This window comes from Nitratireductor basaltis, assembly GCF_000733725.1.
GTDB classification, from domain to species: domain Bacteria; phylum Pseudomonadota; class Alphaproteobacteria; order Rhizobiales; family Rhizobiaceae; genus Chelativorans; species Chelativorans basaltis.
The window spans coordinates 216,882-237,791 of sequence record NZ_JMQM01000003.1; the positions used below are offsets into that span (position 1 = coordinate 216,882).

Sequence of the window (20,910 nt, forward strand, 5' to 3'; positions counted from 1 at the left end):
CATGTTCGAATTCCTCCTGTCCCAGTTCGCAAGCTTCGGCATGATCTTCGCCGAACTCGCGCTTGATCCGGTCACCTATCTCTATCTCGTCGGCTCGGTCGCGCTTGGTATCATTTTCGGCGCACTACCGGGCCTCACAGCCACGCTCGCGGTCACCATCCTGACCGGTTTTTTCGGCAACAAGTTTCCGGTCGAGCAATCGCTTATCGCGCTCATTGGCGCCTATGTCGGTGCGATCTATGGCGGCTCCTATCCATCAATCCTGTTGAACATTCCCGGCACCGCCGCGTCTGCCGCAACCGCGATGGATGGCCATCCGCTTGCCAGGCAGGGCAGGGGCGGCGAAGCGCTCGGCATGACGACCACGGCCTCTTTCATCGGGACCATGATCGGCACTTTTTGCCTTCTGATCTTCGTCTGGGTGCTGATGGCGGTATCCAAGCAGATTGCGTCGCCCGAAAAGGCGCTGCTCGCCCTGTTTGGCATTCTCGTGTCCGGCACACTGATGAGCTCCGATCTCGTGGTGAAGGGCTGGATCGCGGGGCTTATCGGACTGGCAATGGCGATGGTCGGACTTGACCCTATCCTGTCTGAGCAGCGCTACACCTTCGGCTGGTCCTATCTGCTCTCCGGCTTCATGGTCGTTCCGGTCCTGATGGGCGCATTTGCCATTCCGCAGATCCTTTACGGCCTGCGTGAAGGTGCACAGGCAGCGAACCCCATCCAGATCGGGCGCATAGTGCCAAGTTTCGGCAAGATCCGGAAATACCTCCCCACCATCACACGTTCCGGCGCAATTGGCGTTGGCATCGGCTCGCTGCCCGGCGTTGGTGAGGATGTCTCCGGCTGGGTATCCTATGGCGTGGGTAAAAGCTTTTCCAAGGAACCGGAGAAGTTCGGCAAGGGTTCGCTTGAGGGATTGCTCTCTTCGGAGACGGCGAACAATGCCTGTATCGGTGGTGCGCTTATTCCGCTTCTCGTGCTCGGCATTCCCGGCTCACCGCCGGCAGCCGCATTGCTTGGCGCGCTGATGATCAACAATGTGACGCCGGGGCCGACCATCGACCCGATGCTCATCATTCGCATCGTTGCCATTCTGGTGCTGGCCTCCTTCACCATGTTCGTGCTTGGCCTCTTCATGGCGCGGGTATTCATCACCGTTCTGCGCCTGCCTCAGACGATCTTTCTGCCTATCGTCATGGTGCTCACCACGATTGGCTCCTTTTCGGTCGGCGGCGGGGTCAACGACCTCTTCCTGATGGTCGTTGTCGGCCTTGTCTCCTTCGCGCTGATCCGCATGGAATATCCGATTGCACCGCTTGTGATCGGCGTGATCCTCGGCGGGCTCTTCGACGAGACCTTCCGGCGCTCGCTTCTGGTCTCTGACGGTGATCTGAGCACTTTCATAACGCGTCCGGGTGCGGCCATACTGGTCGTCCTGAACCTGCTTCTGATCCTGTCGCAGATCCCCGCCGTGAAGCGCGCGGCAAGCCGTTTTTTCAGGCGGAAAGCACCCGCAGTCCTGCCTGCCAACAATGAGAGTGCCTGATGTATTGTGTCGCCGTCACCTTCCGCCTTCACGCAGAGAATTTTTCGGCGTTCGAAAAGCGCGTGGTCCAGCAGGCCAGGGATTCGCTTGAGAAGGAACCCGGCTGCTCCGTCTTTGATGTATGGACGGATGCAGAGCGCCCGAACGAGGTATTCCTCTACGAGATCTATGACGACCGGGCAGCCTTCGACGCGCATCTGGCGAGCAAGCATTTCAAGTCATTCGATGCGGAGGTCGCGGACTGGGTTGCGGACAAGAAGGTACTGACCTGGAGCGCGAAGGCATGATGCTCCCGCGCAACGAACTGGCTCCGAAGGGCCCGGAAGTGTCACGCCTGTGCCTTGGCACGATGATGTTCGGCGATCAGGCAGACGAAGCCGCCTCTGCCGCCATACTGAATCGCTACCTGGAGGCGGGTGGCAACTTCATTGATACCGCTGACTCCTATGCGGGTACGCGTTCAGAGTCGATTCTGGGCAGGCTGCTTGCCGGTCGCGATCAGAACGTGGTTCTCGCCACGAAATGCGGCAACCCCCTTCCCGGTGTGGAAGGCAGTGGAGGTCTCTCACCGGAATGGATCAGCCGCGCGGCAGAACTTTCACGCGAAAGGCTGCAATGCGAGGTGATCGACCTCTATTATCTCCATCACGACGACAACCTTACGCCACTCGATGAAGTAATGGGTGCCATTGGTGCGCTACTGGAGCGAGGGATCATCCGCTTCTGGGGTGTTTCCAATTTCCGGCCATGGAAGATCGTGGAGATGGTGCGGCTGGCTGATCGTGCCGGCATTGCCCGTCCTGTTGCCGCGCAGCCCTATTACCACATGCTCAATCGCATGGCGGAAGCCGACTACCTTCCCGCATGCCAGCATTTCGGCATCGGGGTGGTGCCCTATTCGCCGCTCGCCCGTGGTGTGCTGACCGGCAAATACCGTGCCGGCACGCCCGAAGGCTCGCGCGCGGCCCGCGGCGACAAGCGCATGCTTGAGACCGAGTTTCATCCGGCCACGCTTGAACTTGCCGCAAGGGCAGCAGATCATGCCGATACCAAAGGCCGGACCCCGGCGCATCTGGCACTTCAATGGGTGCTCGCCAATTCCGCCGTCAAAAGCGTGCTGATCGGTCCCCGCACGCTGGAGCAACTTGAAGCCTATCTGGGCGCGGTGAACGCGCCCTATGATGCCGACGACGAGGCCTTTCTTAGCGCGCTCTGTTCGCCGGGCACCACGCCCGTGCCGAACTATTGGGACCCGCGTGCACCGCTTTACGGGCGCAAGGTTTCATTTCCGGGGGAATGAGGATGCACGACACATATCAAGTCTTTGCCCTGAAATATGCCGAGCGCAACACGCGCACCCGCGCGGACTCCTTCCTCTTCGACGATGACCATGCAAGCCCGCATGACATGGACTATTCCATCTGGGTCATCCGCAACGACGATCGCGTCATCGTTGTCGATACCGGCTATGACGAGGTAGAAGCCAGGCGCAGGGGCCGGCCGATCCTGCAGTCACCGGCGAAGTGCCTTGCCGATTTCGGCATTGATCCGGCAAGTGTCGATACGGTTATCATCACCCATCTGCACTACGACCATGCGGGATCGCTTGGCGACTTCCCCAATGCCCGCTTCCATCTGCAGGCTGCTGAGATGGCCTTCGCCACCGGTCCCTGCATGTGTCACGGCGTGCTACAGGCACCTTTCAGCGTTGAGCATGTGGTGGGTATGGTCCGCCATGTCTATTCGGGCCGGGTCGTTTTCCATGAGGGAAACAGCGAAGTTGCGCCGGGTATCGAAGTTCATGCGGTCGGTGGCCATTCTCGCGGACTGCAATGTGTGCGTGTGAAGACCGCGCGAGGGTGGCTCGTGCTGGCGTCCGACGCCTCGCATTACTACGAGAACTTCCTGCGCAAGAAGCTTTTCCCCATCGTGGAAAACAGCCAAGCCATGCTGGATGGTTTCGAGCTTCTGCCGCAGCTCGCGGGTGGCCCGTCGCTCATCATTCCCGGCCACGACCCGCTCGTGCGCAAGTTGTTCCCGCTCGTCGCTTCCAGCAACAAGCTGACCGTCAACCGGCTGGATGTCGAACCCGCAGCCGATTTCCTGCAGCAGACGGGGCAGGCTTAGGCCTGATGCCTCGCCCCATGGGGAGAGGCAGGTTTGTCCGATAGCGTCTGGCGCCTAGAGCGCCAAATACTCGTTTCGCAGTTCTGCGTTTTCCAGAACCGATGCGGCCGTGCCGTCATAGACGATCTGGCCCATGTCGAGGATCAGCGCGCGGTTGGCCAGTTCGAGGGCGGCAACCGCATTCTGCTCGACGATGATCGTGGTGATGCCAAGATCCTTGATCTGGCGCACGATCTTCTCGATCTCCTGTACGATGACAGGTGCCAGCCCTTCATAGGGCTCGTCTAGGAGAAGAAGCTTGATATCGCGGGCGAGTGCGCGGGCAACCGCCAGCATCTGCTGTTCGCCGCCTGAAAGCGTGACGCCCTCCTGCTTGCGGCGTTCGGCCAGGCGCGGGAAGTGGTCATAGATCTTTTCAAGCGACCAGCCCTTCGGCTCGGCGATCTGCGCAAGCTGCAGATTTTCCTCCACGGTGAGGCCGGGGATGATGCGCCGATCTTCCTGCACGAACTGGATGCCGGCATTGGAAGCCTGGAAGTCCTTGAGCTTGTGGATCGCCGTGTCGCCGAGCCAGATTTCGCCGCCCTTCAGTTCCGGATCGGTCGCGCGCGCAAGGGTGCGCAGCGTCGAGGTCTTGCCTGCCCCGTTTCGTCCGAGAAGCGCGACGATATCGCCTTCGTTGATCTCGAAGCTCACGCCCTGGACGATATAGCTTTCGCCGTAATAGGCATGGATGTCGCGCACCGAGAAAAAGGGCGTGCGTGTGGCCGTTTCAGTGTCAGGCATTGTCATTGCATTCATCAATGCGCTCCTCCCAGATAGGCTTCCTGCACGACCGGGTTCCCACGCACCTCCTCCGGTTTCCCATCGGCGATGATACGCCCCTGGGCCAGAACCGTCACGCGGTCGGCGAGCGAAAAGACGACATGCATGTCGTGTTCGATGATGACCTTGGTCATGCCGCGCTCCTTGAACTTCTTCAGAAGATCGACGGTCGAGTTGGTGTCGTGGCGTGACATGCCTGCCGTCGGCTCGTCGAGAAGCAGGAGGCGCGGATGCTGGACCAGGCCCATTGCAAGCTCAAGCCGGCGCTTGTCGCCCCGCGACAGGCTTGCCGCGATCGTATCGCGTTGTGCATCAAGCCCCACATCGGCCAGCCAGTGTTCGGCTTCCTCGCGGATTTCAGCCTGGTTGTTGGCGCTCTGGAAGGCGTTGACGGTGAAGGAGCCATCGCGCTTGGCGAAGGCGGGAACCATCACGTTTTGCAGAAGCGTGAGATCGGGGAAGATCTCCGGCGTCTGGAAAACGCGCACGATCCCCATCTGGTTGATCTCGTGCGGTTTCTTGCCGGTGATAACCTCGCCGTCAAAGACGACCGCGCCGGAACTGGGCGCAATGCGCCCGATACACACATTGAGAAGGGTCGATTTTCCTGCCCCGTTGGGGCCGATAATCGCGTGGGTGGTGCCTTCCTCGACCTGCAGATCGATATCGGAGAGGGCATGGAGGCCGCCGAAATTCTTGTGCACGTCGGCAACGTGAAGCACTGCGTTTGCTGGCATGGACCTGTTCCTATTCCGCAGGTGCGAGCTGTTCGGAGCGCGCGGCACTTGGCGGTTGCCCCCCGGAGAATTTCGCCTTGATGCGACGTGCACCTTCCATCAGCCCGCCGGGCAGGAAGATGACAATCGCCATGAAGATGAGACCAAGCGTCAGATGCCATCCTTCACCGACAAAAGGTGCGGTGATGGTGACGACGAAGTCTCTTAGGCCGTCGGGCAGGAAGGAGAAGATGGCGTTCAGCTTCATCTCGTGGAAGGCGGAGAAGATGTTCTCGAAATATTTGATGACGACCGCACCGATGAAGGGACCGACAAGCGTGCCCACCCCGCCGAGAATGGTCATCAGAACCACTTCGCCGGAGGCCGTCCACTGCATGCGTTCCGCACCTGCAAGCGGGTCTGTGACCGCAAGCAGCCCGCCCGCAAGACCTGCATACATGCCCGAAATGACAAACGCCGTCAGCGCATAGGGCCGCGTGTTGAAGCCCGTATACATCATGCGCGTCTGGTTCGACTTGATCGCGCGGAGCATCAGCCCGAAGGGCGAGCGGTCGATGCGAAGCGCGATGAAGAAGCAGACGATCAGGATGACGGCGCAGAAATAGAAGCCTTCCATGCCGGTGAAGCCGTCACCGAAGAGACCTGGAGAGGGAATGCCCGGACCTTGTGCGGCAAGTGCACGGTCGATTACGCGCGGATCGCTGATGGCAAGCTGCAGGCCCGTTTCGCCATTGGTGATCGGGGTGAGCACCGAATAGGCGAGATTGTAGGACATCTGCGCGAAGGCAAGTGTCAGGATCGAGAAATAGATGCCCGACCGGCGCAGGCTGATGAAGCCGATTGCCGCCGCGAAGAGGCCGGAGACCAGCACCGCCAGAAAAAGCGCGGGGATCGCGTTCATGGTCAGAAGCTTGAAGGACCAGACGGCGGCATAGGAGCCGACACCCAGAAAGGCGGCATGGCCGAAGGACAGATAGCCGGTCATGCCGAACAGGATGTTGAAGCCGATGGCGAAGATGCCGTAGATCGCGAATTTCTGCATCAGGTCCGGATAGCTGGCGCCAAAGGGCGCAAGCCAGAGCGGCATTGTGAGAACAACGAGCGCGAAAAGGGCGACGAAGACGTAGTCGTTGCGGATTGCGGCCATGTCAGTTCTCCATGACGCCTTTGCGTCCCATCAGACCGCGCGGCAGAACCAGCAGCACGACGACGGCGACGAGATAGATGATGACCTGGTCGATGCCGGGCAGGATGCTTTTCACCTCGTTCATGGAGGCGAAGGACTGCAGTATGCCGAGCAGGAAGCCGGCAAAGACGGCACCGGGCACCGATCCCATGCCTCCGACGACGACGACGACGAAGGAGAGCACCAGGAAGTCCATGCCGATATGGTAGTTCGGCGGAACGATGGGCGTGTACATGACACCCGCAAGACCCGCCACGACCGCAGCGATGCCGAAGACAACCGTGAAGCGCTTCTGGATGTCGATGCCAAGGAAGCCGACGGTCTGGCGGTCTTCCATGCCGGCGCGCACCACCATGCCGTAGGTGGTGAAGCGCAGAAAGGCCATCACACCACCGACCAGCACGAAGGCGAAGGCGAGATAGACCAGACGCCACCAGGGATAATAGATGCCAGGGAAGCCAAGCCAGGCGCCCACATCCGCACTGCCTGCAAGGGCTGAAGGCGCACTCATCGGGATCGGGTTGGCACCGAAATTGGCCTTGACGAGTTCCTGCAGGACGATGGCCAGACCGAAGGTCACGAGGATCTGCTCGGCATGTGGTCTGCGATAGAAAAAGCGAATGAGACCGCGCTCCATGGCGATGCCGATCAGAAGCATCACGGGAATGGCGATCAGGATGGACAGTGGCACCGACCACTGCACCAGAAAGGCGCCGAAGTCGCCAAGCCATGCCTGGACCAGCGGCGTCCGGATCTCCATGGGAGAACCCCACGGGGTCAGCTTGTCGGGATCAACCGTAACTGTCTCGAGCTGGATGAGACGGCTGAACACGACCGCGCAGAAGGCGCCAATCATGAACAGCGCGCCATGGGCGAAATTGACGACGCCAAGCGTGCCGAAAACGAGGGTAAGGCCAAGCGCGATCAGCGCATAGGCACCGCCCTTGTCGAGGCCGTTGAGCAATTGCAGGACGAGCTGGTCCATCTTCTTCTACATGTCCATTTGCAGGGGAGCGGCGGGCGGATCTTCTCCGCCCGACCGCCCGTTTCATTCTCGGCGGATCAGCACTGGGAGGAGACAGGCCCCAGTTCGCCACCGAAGATGGACGGGTCGTAGCTCACGACATCCGTCTCGACCTGCTTGACCACCTGCAACAGATCATATTTGTCGCGCGGGTCTTCCTTGCCCTGCACGACGAGCACAGGCTTGAAGCACTGATGGTCCTCGGCGCGATAGGTCGTTGGACCGTTGCCAAGACCGTCGAATTCCAGCCCTTCAAGGGCCTGAACGACGCCTTCGGGATGGAATGTGCCGGCGGTCTCACAGGCATGGGCATAAAGCAGCGCCTGCACATAGCCGGTATGGGCGGCCTGCGAGGGCGGCGTGCCATATTCCTCGCCGAACGACTTGGTAAAGGCCTTGGTGCCTTCATTGTCGAGCTGCCAGTCCCAGTTGGCCGTGCCGAAAATGCCCTTGATGGCGTCGCCTGCACCCTGCGCCATGAGCTCGGAGAAGAGCGGCACGACGATCTCGAAATTCTTGCCGTTGACCTGCTTTTCGCGCAGACCGAACTGCACGGCCTGACGCAGCGAGTTCACCATGTCATTGCCGTAGTGGTTGAGGATGAGAACATCCGCGCCGGAATTGAGCACCGGTGTCAGATATTGCGAGAAGTCGGCGGCACCGAGCGGGGTGCGAACGGCCTCGACGGTCTCCCAGCCAAGAGCCTCGGTCGCCTGCTTGATCGATTCTTCCTGCGTCCAGCCCCAGTTGTAGTCGGCTGTCAGGTGGTAGGCGCGGCGGTCCTTGCCGTAGTTTTCGGCCAGCACCGGCGCGATGGCCTGACCGGACATATAGGCGTTGAAGAAGTGACGGAAGCCGTTCTTCTTCTTGTCCTTGCCGGTCGTGTCGTTGGAGTGGGTCAGGCCTGCCATGAAGATGACGCCCATGTCCTGGCACAGCGACTGCACGGCCACGGCAACGCCCGAGGACGAGCCGCCGGAGATCATAATCGCGCCGTCGCGTTCGATCATGCGGTTGGCCGATGCACGTGCGGCGTCGGATTTGGTCTGGGTGTCGCCGGTCACATATTCGACCTTCTTGCCCAGAATGCCGTTGCCCTTGAGCGCCGAGCCCTTGAAGGTGTTCAGCATGCCGCCGTCACCTTCGCCATTCAGGTGCTTGACCGCGAGCTGATATGCCTTGAGCTGGTCCTTGCCCTCCTCTGCATAGGGACCGGTCTGCGGGCAGTTGAAGCCAAGAACCACGCTGGATCCCGTCGGATTGTTACAGAAATCCTGGGCCTTGGACTGGCTGGTGAAAATCGTCGGCATGGCCAGGCCAGCACCGATAATGCCGGTGCTTCTCAGGAAGACGCGCCGGTTGATCCTGTCGAATTTCATATTTCTCCTCCCATTGAGAGCCAGCTGGCATCAGGCCAGCACGGTTCATGGCATTGCTGCCGGGATGAGATGTTCGCGGATTCTGGGCTTCACGCAATAAGACCATGGTTTAATGCGTGTGAGGGGGGGCGGCGGCAGGGGGCACCCCCTCTGCCTTGCCAGGCTGCGCTCCGCTTTCGCTCCGCGCGTTCGAGCGCTGACAAAGCCAAATCGTTGGCTTTGTCTTGACCTCCGGTAAACCGCTACTCACCCCCCACAAGGGGGGAGATTGGCTGCGTTCAATGCAGCTCCTCTTTATCAAAGGAAAGCGTGAAGCTCTCCACGACCAATCTCCCCCCTTGTGGGGGAGATGTCCGGCAGGACAGAGGGGGCCGCGAAAGGGCACCAAGCCCCACAACTACCCCCGCAATTCCCGCATCACCTCTGCCGCGATCTCGAAGCTGCGCAGTCTTGCGGAATGGTCGTGGATCTGGCCCGTAATGATGACTTCGTCCGGCGCGTAAAGGTCGATCAGCTTCTGGATTTCACCGCGCACCGTCTCCTTCTCACCCGTGGCCGAAACACTGAGCGCCTCTTCCACGGCGGCGAGAATGGACGCGTCGTAATGGGCGCTGATGTCGTCAAGCGGCGCGGGGAAGGGGCCTGGGCGGCCGGAGCGCAGATTGATGAAGGCCTGCTGCATGGAGCTTTTGAGGCGCACGGCCTCCTCATCGCTGTCGGCGGCAAAGACGTTCATGGCCATCATGAAGCGCGGTCTGTCGAGGAACTTCGATGGCTGGAAGCTCTGGCGATAGACGGAGGCTGCCTGTTCGAGTGCGGCGGGCGCGAAATGGGAAGCGAAGGCGTAGGGCAGTCCCAGATGCGCGGCAAGCTGGGCGCCGTAGAGGCTGGAACCGAGGATCCACAATGGCACGCCCGTACCTTCACCGGGAATGGCACGCACCTGCGGCGTCGGCTCCACGCGGTCGAAATATTGCAGAAGCTCCACCACATCGCCGGGGAAGCCGTCGGCGTGATCGCGCCCGCGGCGCAGCGCGCGCATGGTCGCCATGTCGGTTCCGGGCGCACGGCCAAGGCCGAGATCAATGCGATCCGGATAGAGTGTTGCGAGCGTGCCGAACTGCTCCGCAATGACGAGGGGCGCATGGTTGGGCAGCATGATGCCGCCAGCGCCCACGCGCATATGCTTGGTAACGGCCGCCACCTGCCCGATCAGGACGGCAGTCGCGGCACTTGCGATACCGGGCATGTTGTGATGCTCGGCCAGCCAGTAGCGGTGATAGCCCCATTCTTCCGCATGTTGCGCCAGATCGAGCGTGTTTCTCAGTGCATCCGCGACGGTGAGGCCGGCGGGCACGGGTGCGAGGTCGAGCAGGGAATATGGGATCATGCGGTGGGCCTTCAGTCTTCGTTGACGGCCATATGGGAATTGTTCAGGACCATCCCAACCCCCGATGTTGAAATGGACGGTGCTTCACACGTCACGGATTGGTGCGGCGTCTGATTTCGGTGAAGAGTTCCACCACCTGATGCTGCGCTTCCACGATGTGATAACGCACCGCTGCGGTCAGCTTTTCCGCATTGCGTTCACGCAGGGCATCCAGTACCGGCTCGTGCGTTTCGGCCAGACGGTGGGCGCTGTCGAAAAGGCGGCCGATCAGCGCGATGCCGCAGCGCATTTCCGTGGCCAGCTCGTCATAGACCTTCAATAGCCTTCGATTGCCACTTGCCGCGCAGAGCAGCCGGTGAAAGGTGAAATCCTCCATGATCTGCTGTTCGAGCGAACCTTCGTCGGCGAGCGCATACATCTTCTGGATCTGGCGCTGCAGCCGATCAAGTTCCGGTTCGGTTATACGGTCCACGGCCAGGAGAGCGGCATGGACTTCCAGCCCGATGCGCAATTCATAGATGTCGTGGAGATCCTGCGGCTCGAGTGTGCGCACGAAGAAACCGCGGCGCGGGCTGGATACCACGAGCCCCTGGCTTTCAAGCAGCCTTGCAGCCTCTCGCACCGGGGCGCGGCTGGTGCCAAATTCGCGTGACAGCTGAAGCTCGGTCAGACGGGCGCCGGGTCGCAGGCTGCCGGACACGATGGCTTCCGTGATCTGGCGGGCAATCTGGGTGACGAGATCGGTCGAAGAGATCGTGTGGAAGACCCCGGTGGCGGGTTCGTCTTCCCCGTTGGCTGCGGCCATCTCCGGCTGATCTGCCTGCTTGTCCATCCGCTCATTCCCCTTAGGCCAGTTGCAAGGGCTCTCACGCCCCAGCAGTCTTCCAGGCTGCTTATCGACTTATGGTGGCAGGATCGACGTCCTGCACCCGTTTTCCACGATGGTTACATCATTTTTGCAAATTGTCGACAATTGACACTGCGGCTGGCCTGTGTTTGCCTGACGCACGAAATCGGCTGCGCCAAGAACAACAAGAAGCATAAAAGGCGCGGTCATCTCAGGAAGAGGGGACCCATGAGCACGCACCGGCTCGAATCGGCGAATGAATCAGTTGCACCCGGCTCCACACAGCCGCGCGAGCGGATCGAACTGGCGGCAGCCTACCGGCTGATCGCGCATTACAATCTTGACGACAGCATCTTCACACATATCTCCAGCCGCGCACCGGCAGATGAGGGCGAGCACGCTTTCCTGATCAATCCGTTCGGCCTGCGCTTTGATGAGGTGACGGCTTCTAGCCTTGTGACCGTGGACATCAATGGTGACATCCTGCGCGACGAGTACGGCGCGGGCATCAACAAGGCAGGCTTCACGATCCACTCCGCTGTCCATGCCGCACGGCCGGACGTCCATTGCGTTCTCCACACGCACACGGTCGCCGGTGTCGCGATCTCCTCGATGGAAGAAGGCATCCTGCCTTTGAACCAGTGGTCGCTGCAGTTCTACAACCGCATGGCCTATCACGACTATGAGGGCATCGCGCTCGATCTGGGCGAACGCGAGCGGCTGGTCGCCGATCTTGGCGACCGCAATGTCATGATCCTGCGCAATCACGGTCTGCTCACCTGCGGGCGCACCGTGGGCGAGGCCTTCGCGCTGATGTTCAACATGGAGCGCGCCTGCCGTGCGCAACTCGCCATCATGTCTTCAGGCGGCACGCAGCGGCGGATCGATCCTGAACTCGCAGAGAAGACTGCCAGGCAATATGAGGGCTGGGACAGCCATCACACGGGCAACAAACCCGATCCGCAATGGGAGGCGTTCCAGCGCCTTGCCATAAAGCACTATCCTGACCTGGTCGAGTAACTGCCACCCGCATCAAACAGCAAGCCACTTGCCGGAAAGACAGAGGCAAAAGCCCGCGCCGGCCCAACAGGGGAACGAAAAGCCATGCTGAAACGACTGACAACATTAGCCGCCGCCCTTCTGGTGTCGACGGCGCTCCACGCCGAGCCCGTCTCGGGCGGACGCGCCAATGTGGTGATCCAGCCCGAGCCGCCAAGCCTTATGGTGGGTCTCGTGCAGAACGGCCCGACCCAGATGGTTGCCGGCAACATTTACGAGGGTCTGCTGCGCTACGACAACGACCTCAACCCCATGCCGCAGCTTGCCAAGGAGTGGGAGGTTTCGGAAGACGGCCTGACCTATACGTTCAAGCTGCATGAGAATGTGAAATGGCATGACGGTGAGCCCTTCACCTCTGCCGATGTGGTTTTTTCCGCCGACCAGTTCCTGCGCGAAACCCATGCCCGCCTGCGCACCTCTCTCGAGCATGTGGAATCGATCACTGCACCCGACGATTACACCGTCGTCTTCAAGCTGAAGCAGCCCTTCGGGCCGTTCCTCGGCATCTTCGAGGTCGGCACCATGCCGATGATCCCGAAGCACATTTATGAAGGCACCGACTACAAGACGAACGAGGCGAACAACACGCCGATCGGCACCGGTCCCTTCAAGTTCGAGGAATGGGTGAAGGGCTCGCATATTCTTCTCACGAAGAACGAAGACTACTATGAGGAAGGCAAGCCCTATCTCGACGAGATCTATTGGCATGTAATCCCGGATGCCGCCTCGCGTGCGGTTGCCTATGAGACGGGCGTGGTCGACATTCTTCCCGGTGGTTCCATCGAGAATTTCGACGTGCCGCGCATCACCGAGATGGACAATACCTGCGTCACCGACGCCGGTTGGGAATATTTCGGTCCGCTGTCCTGGATGTGGCTGAACAACCGTGAAGGCCCGACGGCCGACAAGCGTTTCCGCCAGGCGGTAATGTATGCCATGGACCGCGAATTCGCCAAGTCCGCGCTCTGGAACGATCTGGGCAAGGTTTCGACCGGTCCCGTCTCCTCCTCCACGCGCTTCTATACCGATGACGTGAACACCTACGAGTATAATCCGGACAAGGCGAAGGAGCTGCTCGAGGAAATGGGCTATGACGGCGAGACCGTCCGCCTGCTGCCGCTTCCCTATGGCGAGACCTGGCAGCGCTGGGCGGAAGCCGTTAAGCAGAATCTCGGTGAAGTCGGCATCAATGTCGAGATCGTTTCCACCGATGTCGCCGGCTGGAACCAGAAGCTGGCCGAGTGGGACTACGACATGGCCTTCACCTATCTCTACCAGTATGGTGATCCCGCACTTGGCGTGGCGCGTACCTATATCTCTTCCAACATCGCCAAGGGTTCCCAGTGGAACAATGTCGAAGGCTATGAGAACGAGAAGGTCGACGAGCTCTTCGCCAAGGCCGCTGTCGCGGTAACGGCGGAGGAACGTCAGGAAATTTACACCGAGCTGCAGAAGATCCTGACCGATGACGTGCCGGTCGCATGGCTCCTCGAACTCGGCTTCCCGACGATCTATCGCTGCAACGTCAAGGACCTCGTCACCACCGCCATCGGTGTGAACGACGGCTTCAAGGACGCGTATATCGAGAAGTGAGTGGGAGCCAATCGCCGGAGTTCGCTTTCTTCACGCCCCCCTCTGGCCTGCCGGCCATCTCGCCCACAAGGGGAGAGAACAGCCTTCAGACAGGTGAGGCGCGACAATGATGAAGCGATAATCTCCCCCCTTGTGGGGGAGATGCCTGGCAAGGCAGAGGGGGGTGACTGCGCGCATCCCCCGTTCATGAGACGATCAGCCAGTTCCGAGACCCGATGCTACGCTTTATCCTGATGCGACTGGGAAAGGCGGTGATCATATTGATCGCCATCCTGATCCTGAATTTCTTCCTCATCCATGCAGCACCCGGTGACCCGGCTGCGGTTATGGCAGGTGAGGCCGGTGCGGCGGATGAGAAATTCATCGCCGATCTGCGCGAGCAGTTCGGGCTGGACAAGCCGCTTCTGACGCAGCTTGGCATCTATCTCGGTGGCGTGTTGCAGCTTGACCTAGGCTTTTCCTACCGCCAGCAGATGCCGGTGGCGGACCTGATCTTCGACCGGTTGCCCGCAACGCTCATCCTGACTTTGACGGCATTCGTGATCGCATTGACGCTCGGCACGATCGCAGGTGTTCTGGCCTCTGCCCGTGTCGGCAAATGGTCCGACACCTTCATCTCCACGCTGGCGCTCCTGTTTTACGCCACGCCGCTTTATTGGGCCGCGCTGATGGCGGTGCTGGTGTTCTCCGTCTACCTCAACTGGCTGCCGGGCTTCGGATATGAGACGGTCGGTGCCGATCATGAGGGTTTCGCGCGACTGCTCGATATAGCCAAGCACCTGATATTGCCGGCAACCACGCTCGGCCTCTTCTTCATGGCGGTCTATATGCGCATGACGCGCGCTTCCATGCTGGAGGTGAGCCAGCTTGATTTCGTTAAGACTGCGCGGGCCAAGGGCCTGAAGCCCGGCATCATCCAGCGCCGCCACATCTTCCGCAACGCGATGCTTCCCGTTGTCACTCTTGCAGGCCTGCAGGCGGGGCAGCTCGTGGGTGGTGCGGTGCTGACAGAGACGGTCTTTGCGTGGCCGGGCATCGGGCGGCTGATGTTCGAGGCGCTCGCACAGCGTGACTATAACGTGCTTTTGGGCGTCTTCTTCGTTTCCGCCGCCATGGTGCTTCTGTTCAACCTGATCACGGACATTCTCTACCGGTTCGTCGATCCGCGCATCCGGGTGGGCTGAGCCATGAAGGATTTCTGGAAACGCTACTCCCGCAATCGCGGCGCCGTTATCGGCCTCGTCATCCTCGCCATCGTGGTGGTGGTCGCAATCCTCGCGCCACTCGTCTTTCCGCAGTCGCCATGGCGCATGGTGCAGCGGCCATTCCTGCCGCCGCTTTTCATGGACCAGTATCCGCTGGGCACCGACGCGCTTGGCCGCGACGTGATGGCGGGGCTCGCCTATGGCGCACAGGTTTCGCTGCTTGTCGGCCTGGTCTCGACCGTTGCGGCCCTTCTGATCGGCATACCGATTGGCGCGCTTGCAGGCTATTTCGGCGGCTGGGCCGATGATGCGCTGATGCGCTTCACCGAGTTCTTCCAGACCGTGCCGAGTTTCGCGCTGGCCATCGTGCTTGTCGCGATCTTCCAGCCGAGCATCTATTCCATCATTGCGGCCATCGCCATTGTCAGTTGGCCGCCCGTGGCGCGTCTGGTGCGCGGCGAGGTCCTGTCGCTGCGCTCGCGCGAATATGTCGAGGCGGCGATCCTTTCGGGCCAGAAAAGCGGCACCATCATCATGCGGCAGGTGCTGCCCAACACGATCTCGCCGATCATCGTTCTGGCCTCGCTGATGGTGGCAACCGCGATCCTGCTGGAATCGTCACTGTCCTTTCTGGGTCTGGGCGATCCCAACATGATGTCCTGGGGCTACATGATCGGTGCGGCGCGCACCGTTATCCGGCAGGCCTGGTGGCTGTCCTTCTTCCCCGGCGTGGCAATCCTGCTCACGGTTCTGGCGCTCAATCTCATCGGCGAAGGCCTGAATGACGCGCTCAATCCGCGCCTTGCACGGAAAGGAAAGTGATGATGAGCAATCCCGTCCTTTCCATCCGCAAGCTGCGCATCGCGCTGCCTGAAGGTGCGGACCGCGAATTTGCCGTCGACGATGTGAGCTACGACCTCAACAAGGGCGAGATCCTGTGCATCGTGGGTGAATCCGGCTCCGGCAAATCCATGTCTGCCAATGCCATGATGGGGCTCTTGCCCGATCTGGTGCGGCCGGTGGGCGGCGAAATCATGTTCGACGGCATCGACCTGCTCACGCTTTCGGAACACCAGCTCATGGATCTGCGCGGCCGGCGCATCGCCATGATCTTCCAGGAGCCGATGTCCGCGCTCAATCCGCTGATGCGGATCGAAGACCAGATCGCCGAGGTCTTCGAGGCGCACAGTCTGCTTTCACCGAAGGAGCGGTCCGCTCGGGCGCTGGAGCTTTTGAAGGAAGTCGGAATTCCCGATCCCGAAAAGGCCATGCGGGCCTATCCGTTCCAGCTTTCCGGCGGTCAGCGCCAGCGCGTGATGATCGCCATGGCCCTTGCGCTAGAACCGGAAATCCTGATCGCCGACGAGCCGACAACCGCGCTCGACGTGACGACGCAGGCGCAGATCCTCGAACTCATTCGTGTGCTGCAGAAGAAGCACGGCATGGCGGTGATGTTCATCACCCATGATTTCGGTGTCGTGGCCGAGATCGCCGACCGTGTGGCGGTCATGCAATATGGCCGCATCGTCGAAGCCGGAACGGCGGACGAGGTGCTCGACAATCCAAGCCACGACTACACGAAGAAGCTTATTGCCGCGATCCCGACACTGGCCACAGATCAGGCGGTGGCAGGCATCGACAAGGCGCCGGTGCTGGAGGTGGAAGTCCTTTGCAAGACCTATGTGACGGGCGGCGGATTCTTTAATCGCAATCCGCGCGTGGTGAAGGCGGTGCAGCATGTTTCCTTCACGCTTGCGGAAGGCGAAACGCTTGGCATCGTGGGTGAATCCGGTTCCGGCAAGTCAAGCGTCGGGCGCTGTCTCGTCCGCCTGATGGAGCCGGACGAGGGCATGGTGCGCCTTGGCGGCCACGACATGGCAAAGCTGAAGGGCGAGGCGCTGCGCGAGGCGCGCAAGTCGATCCAGATGATCTTCCAGGATCCTTATGCCTCACTCAATCCGCGCTCAAAGATCGGCCGCATCATTGCCGAAGGGCCGATGGCCCATGGTGTTTCGAAGGGGGAAGCCTATGCCAATGCGGAGCGGCTTCTCGAACTCGTCGGCCTCGACGCCTCAGCAATTGATCGCTACCCGCACGAGTTTTCCGGCGGTCAGCGCCAGCGCATCGGCATCGCCCGCGCGCTTGCGCTGGAGCCGCGGGTGATCATCGCGGACGAGGCGGTCTCCGCGCTCGATGTTTCCATTCAGGCGCAGGTACTTGATCTGCTGGCCGAGCTGAAGGAGCGGCTGAACCTCGCCCTCATCTTCATCACCCACGACCTGCGCGTCGCCGCCCAGATCTGCGACCGTATCGCGGTGATGCAGAAGGGCGAGGTGGTGGAGCTTGGGCCGGCATATGACATCTTCAACAACCCCAAAAGCGCCTATACCCGGTCCCTGATCGAGGCCATTCCCGGCCGCGAGAAGGATCTGGCGGCCGTGACTGTGGGGTGAGGGAAAGTGTTTTTGCGTTTGCGCGTGGGAGACCCCCCTCTGCCCTGCCGGGCATCTCCCCCACGAGGGGGAGATTGGCTGCTTTGGGTGCACCTCCCCATCCTGATAGGAAGCTGCGATTTCAGCGATTGATCTCCCCCCGTGTGGGGGAGATGGCCGGCAGGCCAGAGGGGGTGCTGCCGGGCTCTACCTACCAACCACGGACAAGCCGCAATGAACCAGGAACTCGCCCAACAGATCCTCGCAGCCGTCGAGGAAGGTTTTGAAGAGCAGATTAGCTTCACCGAAGACCTGATCCGCTTCCCCTCGCTGCGCGGCAAGGAAAAGCCCGCGCAGGATTTCGTGCACAAGGCGCTGGAAGCGCGCGGCTATGACGTGACGACGTTCCGTATCGATGAAGAAAAGATCAAGGATCATCCGGGGTTCTCGCCTGTCGCAGTCGATTACTCCGAAGCGGTCAATGTCGTAGCCACGCATGAGCCGCGCGAGGCGAAGGGGCGCTCGCTGATCCTCAACGGACACATGGATGTGGTGCCGGAAGGCCCGCATGACATGTGGGAGGTGTCACCACCCTATGAGCCCAAACGCGTCGGCGACTGGCTTTATGGCCGCGGCGGCGGTGACATGAAGGCTGGCATTGCCGCCAACATCTTCGCGCTCGACGCCTTGCGGCGACTGGGCCTCCAGCCGGCGGCAAAGGTGCATGTGCAGTCCGTCGTCGAAGAGGAGTGCACCGGCAATGGCGCGCTTGCCTGCCTGGTGGAAGGCTATACGGCCGATGCCGCGATCATCCCCGAGCCGGAAGACGAAATGCTGGTGCGCGCCAATTGCGGCGTGCTCTGGTTTGATGTGGAAGTGTCCGGCCATCCCGTTCATGTGCGCGAAGCAGGCAGCGGCGCGAACGCCATCGAGGCGACCTACCGCGTCATCGAAAGCCTGAAGCGGCTGACCGAGGAGTGGAACGCGCAAAAGGCGAATTATCCCTATTTCGAGGATCTGGAGCACCCGATCAATTTCAATGTCGGCAAGATTGAGGGCGGCGACTGGGCGTCGAGCGTTCCGGCCTGGTGCCGTATCTCTTGCCGCATCGCGATCTATCCCGGCGACGAGCCGAAGGAGCGTGCGGCAGAGATCGAGGTGCATCTGGCGCGCGAACTGGCAAGCGACGCGTTCCTGGGCAACCGCCCGCCCAAGATTACCTGGAACGGCTTCTTCGCACGCGGCTATGTGCTGGACGAGGGATCGGATGCGGAGGCGGCCCTTGCTGCGGCGCACCGCCGCGCAACCTCGTCTGAATTGCAGAGCTTTGTCACGCCCGGCTATCTCGACGCCCGCGTCTTCGTAATCTATGCGGACATGCCCTGCCTCGTCTACGGACCCATCACCGAGAATATTCACGGCTTTGACGAGCGGGTAAGCCTTTCGTCCATCAAACGTGTCACCGGCGCAATTGCGCTTTTCATCGCCGACTGGTGCGGCGTGGAACCGATCGAGGCGGAGGGCGCGAATGGGTGAGGTGATCGAAGGCGTCTATCTGTCCACGACGCTGGATCTTGAAGCAATGTATGCGCCTTATTTCGCAGCCCATGCGGACGAGGTGCGGCTGCGCAAGCCCGAGGACATTGACGATCCGGAACAGGTGCGCTTCGCGCTCGCCTGGTTGCCAGCTGCCAACGCCTTTGCGCCCTATCCCAATCTGAGGCTCGCCTCGTCCATTGCGGCGGGCGTGGATTCCATCGTCAATTGCCCGAGTTTGCCGAAAGACGCCGTCGTGGCGCGTATTCGCGACGAGAACCAGGCCGATTTCATGGCCGGGTTCGCCGCGTGGCATGTGGTCTGGCACCACCGCAATATGGGCCATCACATCAGGCACGAAGCCAGGCAGGAATGGTCGCGGCTGGGCATCGACGCCTTCATCCCGCCGCGTGAATGCACGGTCGGCATCCTGGGCTTCGGGATGATGGGTCAGGCCATTGCACGCGCGGTCATGGGCATGGGCTTCCAGGTCGCGGCAGGCGTGCGCTCGATGCCGGACCATCCGGTTGCCGGTGTTGAATATCACGCAGGCGAACACTCGGCCTATGATGTCGCTGCGGTGTCCGACATTCTTGTCAATGTGCTGCCGCTCACCCGCCAGACACGCGGCCTGCTCGACGCGCGCTTCTTTGCGGCCATGAAGAAAGGGGCGGCGCTGATCCAGCTTGGGCGGGGCGAACATCTGGTGGAGCGTGACCTCGTGGCGGCACTTGATGCCGGTCATGTCCGCAGTGCCTCTCTCGACGTGTTCGAGCGCGAACCACTGCCGCCCGAACATCCGTTCTGGCGCGATGAACGCGTGCTCGTCACGCCGCATCAGGCTTGCGAATGCTCACCCACAAAGACGGCCGAACAGGTGAGCGAGGCTGCACTTGCTGTTGTCAGAGGCGAAACCCCGCGCACGGCTGTCGACCGCGCAAGCGGCTATTGAATTTTCGAGGAGGCGAAGGGTCCATGAAGGCCATTTTTGACGAGCGTCAGCTCAAGCACAATCCGGAGCGTTATTTCCGGCGCGGGGCTTATATTCCCCATCCCGAACAGCCACAGCGCGCCATCCTGATCCGCGACATGCTGAAGAAGAACGGCTTCCCGATCGAGACACCACGCGATTTCGGCGAAGCTCCGATCAGGGCGGTGCATGATGGTGCTTACGTCGATTTCTGGAAGGATGCCTATCAGCGCTGGAAGGCGGAAGCCGGCAACCAGGAGCCAATCCCGAACTGCCATCCGGGCAGACGGGCAGGCCGTCCTTCCGCGTCCATTTTCGGGCAGCTTGGCTGGTATGCGACCGACACCTCCGTGCCGCTGACGGAAGGCACCTGGGAAGCCATCTACTGGTCAGCCCAAACGGCCGTCGAGACGGCGGAGCGGGTGAAGGCTGGCGAGCGCGCCGTCTACGGACTTTGCCGCCCGCCGGGCCATCATGCGCTGTCGGACGCTTCCAACGGGTTCTGCGCCTTCAACAATGCGGCTATTGCCGCGCAGGTGTTGCGCGGGAAATTCTCCAAGGTCGCGGTGCTCGACATCGACACCCATACCGGTAATGGCACGCTCGACATCTTCTATGAGCGCGGCGACGTGTTTGTCTGTTCGCTGCACACCGACCCCACCAACTATCCCACCTACTATCTCGGATATGAGGACGAGCGTGGTGAGGGAGAGGGCGTGGGCGCAACGCTCAATCTCTGTCTGCAACCCGGCGCCGATGTGGACACGATCCTTGGCCGTTTCCGCGAGGGGCTGCAGGCGATCCGGGATTTCGGTGCCGAAGCGATTGTCATTTCGCTCGGCTTCGACATGGCAGATGACGACCCGCTTTCGGAAGTGAAGATGACGGGCCAGGGCTTTGCCACAATGGCGCGGGAAATCGTGGCTCTTGGCCTGCCCACCGCCCTCATTCAGGAAGGTGGCTATCTGGGGCCGTCGCTGACGGACAATGCGGAAATCTATCTGACGGCCACGCGCGACGCGTTGGCTGCAACGCCCGAAGAGGTGTAATG

19 protein-coding genes are annotated in these 20,910 nt (G+C 61.0%); 12 read left to right on the plus strand and 7 right to left on the minus strand.

Annotation, left to right across the window (positions count from 1 at the left end; genetic code table 11):
• Nucleotide 1 precedes the first annotated feature (1 nt).
• Genes EL18_RS16910 through EL18_RS16925 form a run of 4 tightly spaced genes read left to right on the plus strand, consistent with a single transcriptional unit; the run spans nt 2 to nt 3,676 of the window.
• The gene (locus EL18_RS16910; RefSeq protein ID WP_051914455.1) at nt 2–1,549 is read left to right on the plus strand and encodes a tripartite tricarboxylate transporter permease; all 1,548 of its coding nucleotides are present in this window, start codon (nt 2–4) and stop codon (nt 1,547–1,549) included.
• The gene (locus EL18_RS16915; RefSeq protein WP_036486976.1) at nt 1,549–1,836 is read left to right on the plus strand and encodes a putative quinol monooxygenase; all 288 of its coding nucleotides are present in this window, start codon (nt 1,549–1,551) and stop codon (nt 1,834–1,836) included. Before EL18_RS16910 ends, EL18_RS16915 begins: the two co-directional genes overlap by 1 nt.
• Nucleotides 1,833–2,849 carry an aldo/keto reductase gene (locus EL18_RS16920; RefSeq protein ID WP_051914457.1) on the plus strand — a complete coding sequence of 339 codons (1,017 nt, stop codon included), beginning with the start codon at nt 1,833–1,835 and terminating at the stop codon, nt 2,847–2,849. Before EL18_RS16915 ends, EL18_RS16920 begins: the two co-directional genes overlap by 4 nt.
• Nucleotides 2,850–2,851: 2 nt before the next feature.
• Nucleotides 2,852–3,676 (plus strand): N-acyl homoserine lactonase family protein, encoded by an 825-nt coding sequence (locus EL18_RS16925; protein ID WP_036486977.1) that lies wholly within the window; start codon nt 2,852–2,854, stop codon nt 3,674–3,676.
• Nucleotides 3,677–3,730: 54 nt separating this feature from the next.
• On the opposite strand, the gene EL18_RS16930 is transcribed toward EL18_RS16925, so the two are convergent.
• The 7 genes from EL18_RS16930 to EL18_RS16960 all read right to left on the minus strand — a co-directional run bounded on the left by EL18_RS16930 (nt 3,731) and on the right by EL18_RS16960 (nt 11,049).
• The gene (locus EL18_RS16930) at nt 3,731–4,477 is read right to left on the minus strand and encodes an ABC transporter ATP-binding protein (protein WP_036486978.1); all 747 of its coding nucleotides are present in this window, start codon (nt 4,475–4,477) and stop codon (nt 3,731–3,733) included.
• Nucleotides 4,477–5,238, minus strand: coding sequence for an ABC transporter ATP-binding protein (locus EL18_RS16935; protein ID WP_036486979.1), 762 nt, complete (start codon nt 5,236–5,238; stop codon nt 4,477–4,479). The genes EL18_RS16930 and EL18_RS16935 overlap by 1 nt, the downstream gene beginning before the upstream one ends.
• Before the next feature lie 10 nt (nt 5,239–5,248).
• On the minus strand, nt 5,249–6,385 hold the full coding sequence (locus tag EL18_RS16940; RefSeq protein ID WP_036486980.1) for a branched-chain amino acid ABC transporter permease: 1,137 nt from the start codon (nt 6,383–6,385) through the stop codon (nt 5,249–5,251).
• Nucleotide 6,386: 1 nt separating this feature from the next.
• A complete protein-coding gene (locus tag EL18_RS16945; protein ID WP_036486981.1) occupies nt 6,387–7,409 on the minus strand; it encodes a branched-chain amino acid ABC transporter permease in 1,023 nt (340 codons plus the stop codon).
• A 77-nt stretch (nt 7,410–7,486) separates the two neighbouring features.
• Complete coding sequence (locus EL18_RS16950; RefSeq protein ID WP_036486983.1) at nt 7,487–8,827, minus strand: substrate-binding protein; 1,341 nt, start codon at nt 8,825–8,827, stop codon at nt 7,487–7,489.
• Between the two features lie 397 nt (nt 8,828–9,224).
• Entirely contained in the window at nt 9,225–10,217 is a 993-nt protein-coding gene (locus EL18_RS16955) for an LLM class flavin-dependent oxidoreductase (protein ID WP_036486985.1), read from the minus strand.
• Between the two features lie 91 nt (nt 10,218–10,308).
• On the minus strand, nt 10,309–11,049 hold the full coding sequence (locus tag EL18_RS16960; RefSeq protein ID WP_244444637.1) for a GntR family transcriptional regulator: 741 nt from the start codon (nt 11,047–11,049) through the stop codon (nt 10,309–10,311).
• Between the two features lie 243 nt (nt 11,050–11,292).
• Here EL18_RS16960 and EL18_RS16965 point away from each other — a divergent pair, with 243 nt between their 5' ends.
• From EL18_RS16965 to EL18_RS17000, 8 genes are all read left to right on the plus strand, one after another.
• On the plus strand, nt 11,293–12,084 hold the full coding sequence (locus EL18_RS16965) for a class II aldolase/adducin family protein (RefSeq protein WP_036486987.1): 792 nt from the start codon (nt 11,293–11,295) through the stop codon (nt 12,082–12,084).
• Between the two features lie 84 nt (nt 12,085–12,168).
• Nucleotides 12,169–13,716 (plus strand): ABC transporter substrate-binding protein, encoded by a 1,548-nt coding sequence (locus tag EL18_RS16970; protein WP_036486989.1) that lies wholly within the window; start codon nt 12,169–12,171, stop codon nt 13,714–13,716.
• A 215-nt stretch (nt 13,717–13,931) separates the two neighbouring features.
• Nucleotides 13,932–14,900, plus strand: coding sequence for an ABC transporter permease (locus EL18_RS16975; RefSeq protein ID WP_036486991.1), 969 nt, complete (start codon nt 13,932–13,934; stop codon nt 14,898–14,900).
• A 3-nt stretch (nt 14,901–14,903) separates the two neighbouring features.
• Complete coding sequence (locus EL18_RS16980; RefSeq protein WP_036486993.1) at nt 14,904–15,743, plus strand: ABC transporter permease; 840 nt, start codon at nt 14,904–14,906, stop codon at nt 15,741–15,743.
• Nucleotides 15,744–15,745: 2 nt separating this feature from the next.
• Nucleotides 15,746–17,374, plus strand: coding sequence for an ABC transporter ATP-binding protein (locus tag EL18_RS16985; RefSeq protein WP_081871295.1), 1,629 nt, complete (start codon nt 15,746–15,748; stop codon nt 17,372–17,374).
• A 213-nt stretch (nt 17,375–17,587) separates the two neighbouring features.
• Nucleotides 17,588–18,889, plus strand: a complete 1,302-nt coding sequence (locus EL18_RS16990) for an ArgE/DapE family deacylase (RefSeq protein ID WP_036486997.1) — start codon at nt 17,588–17,590, stop codon at nt 18,887–18,889.
• Entirely contained in the window at nt 18,882–19,841 is a 960-nt protein-coding gene (locus EL18_RS16995; RefSeq protein WP_036486999.1) for an NAD(P)-dependent oxidoreductase, read from the plus strand. The genes EL18_RS16990 and EL18_RS16995 overlap by 8 nt, the downstream gene beginning before the upstream one ends.
• A 23-nt stretch (nt 19,842–19,864) precedes the next feature.
• Nucleotides 19,865–20,908, plus strand: coding sequence for a histone deacetylase family protein (locus EL18_RS17000; protein WP_036487001.1), 1,044 nt, complete (start codon nt 19,865–19,867; stop codon nt 20,906–20,908).
• Nucleotides 20,909–20,910 lie beyond the last annotated feature (2 nt).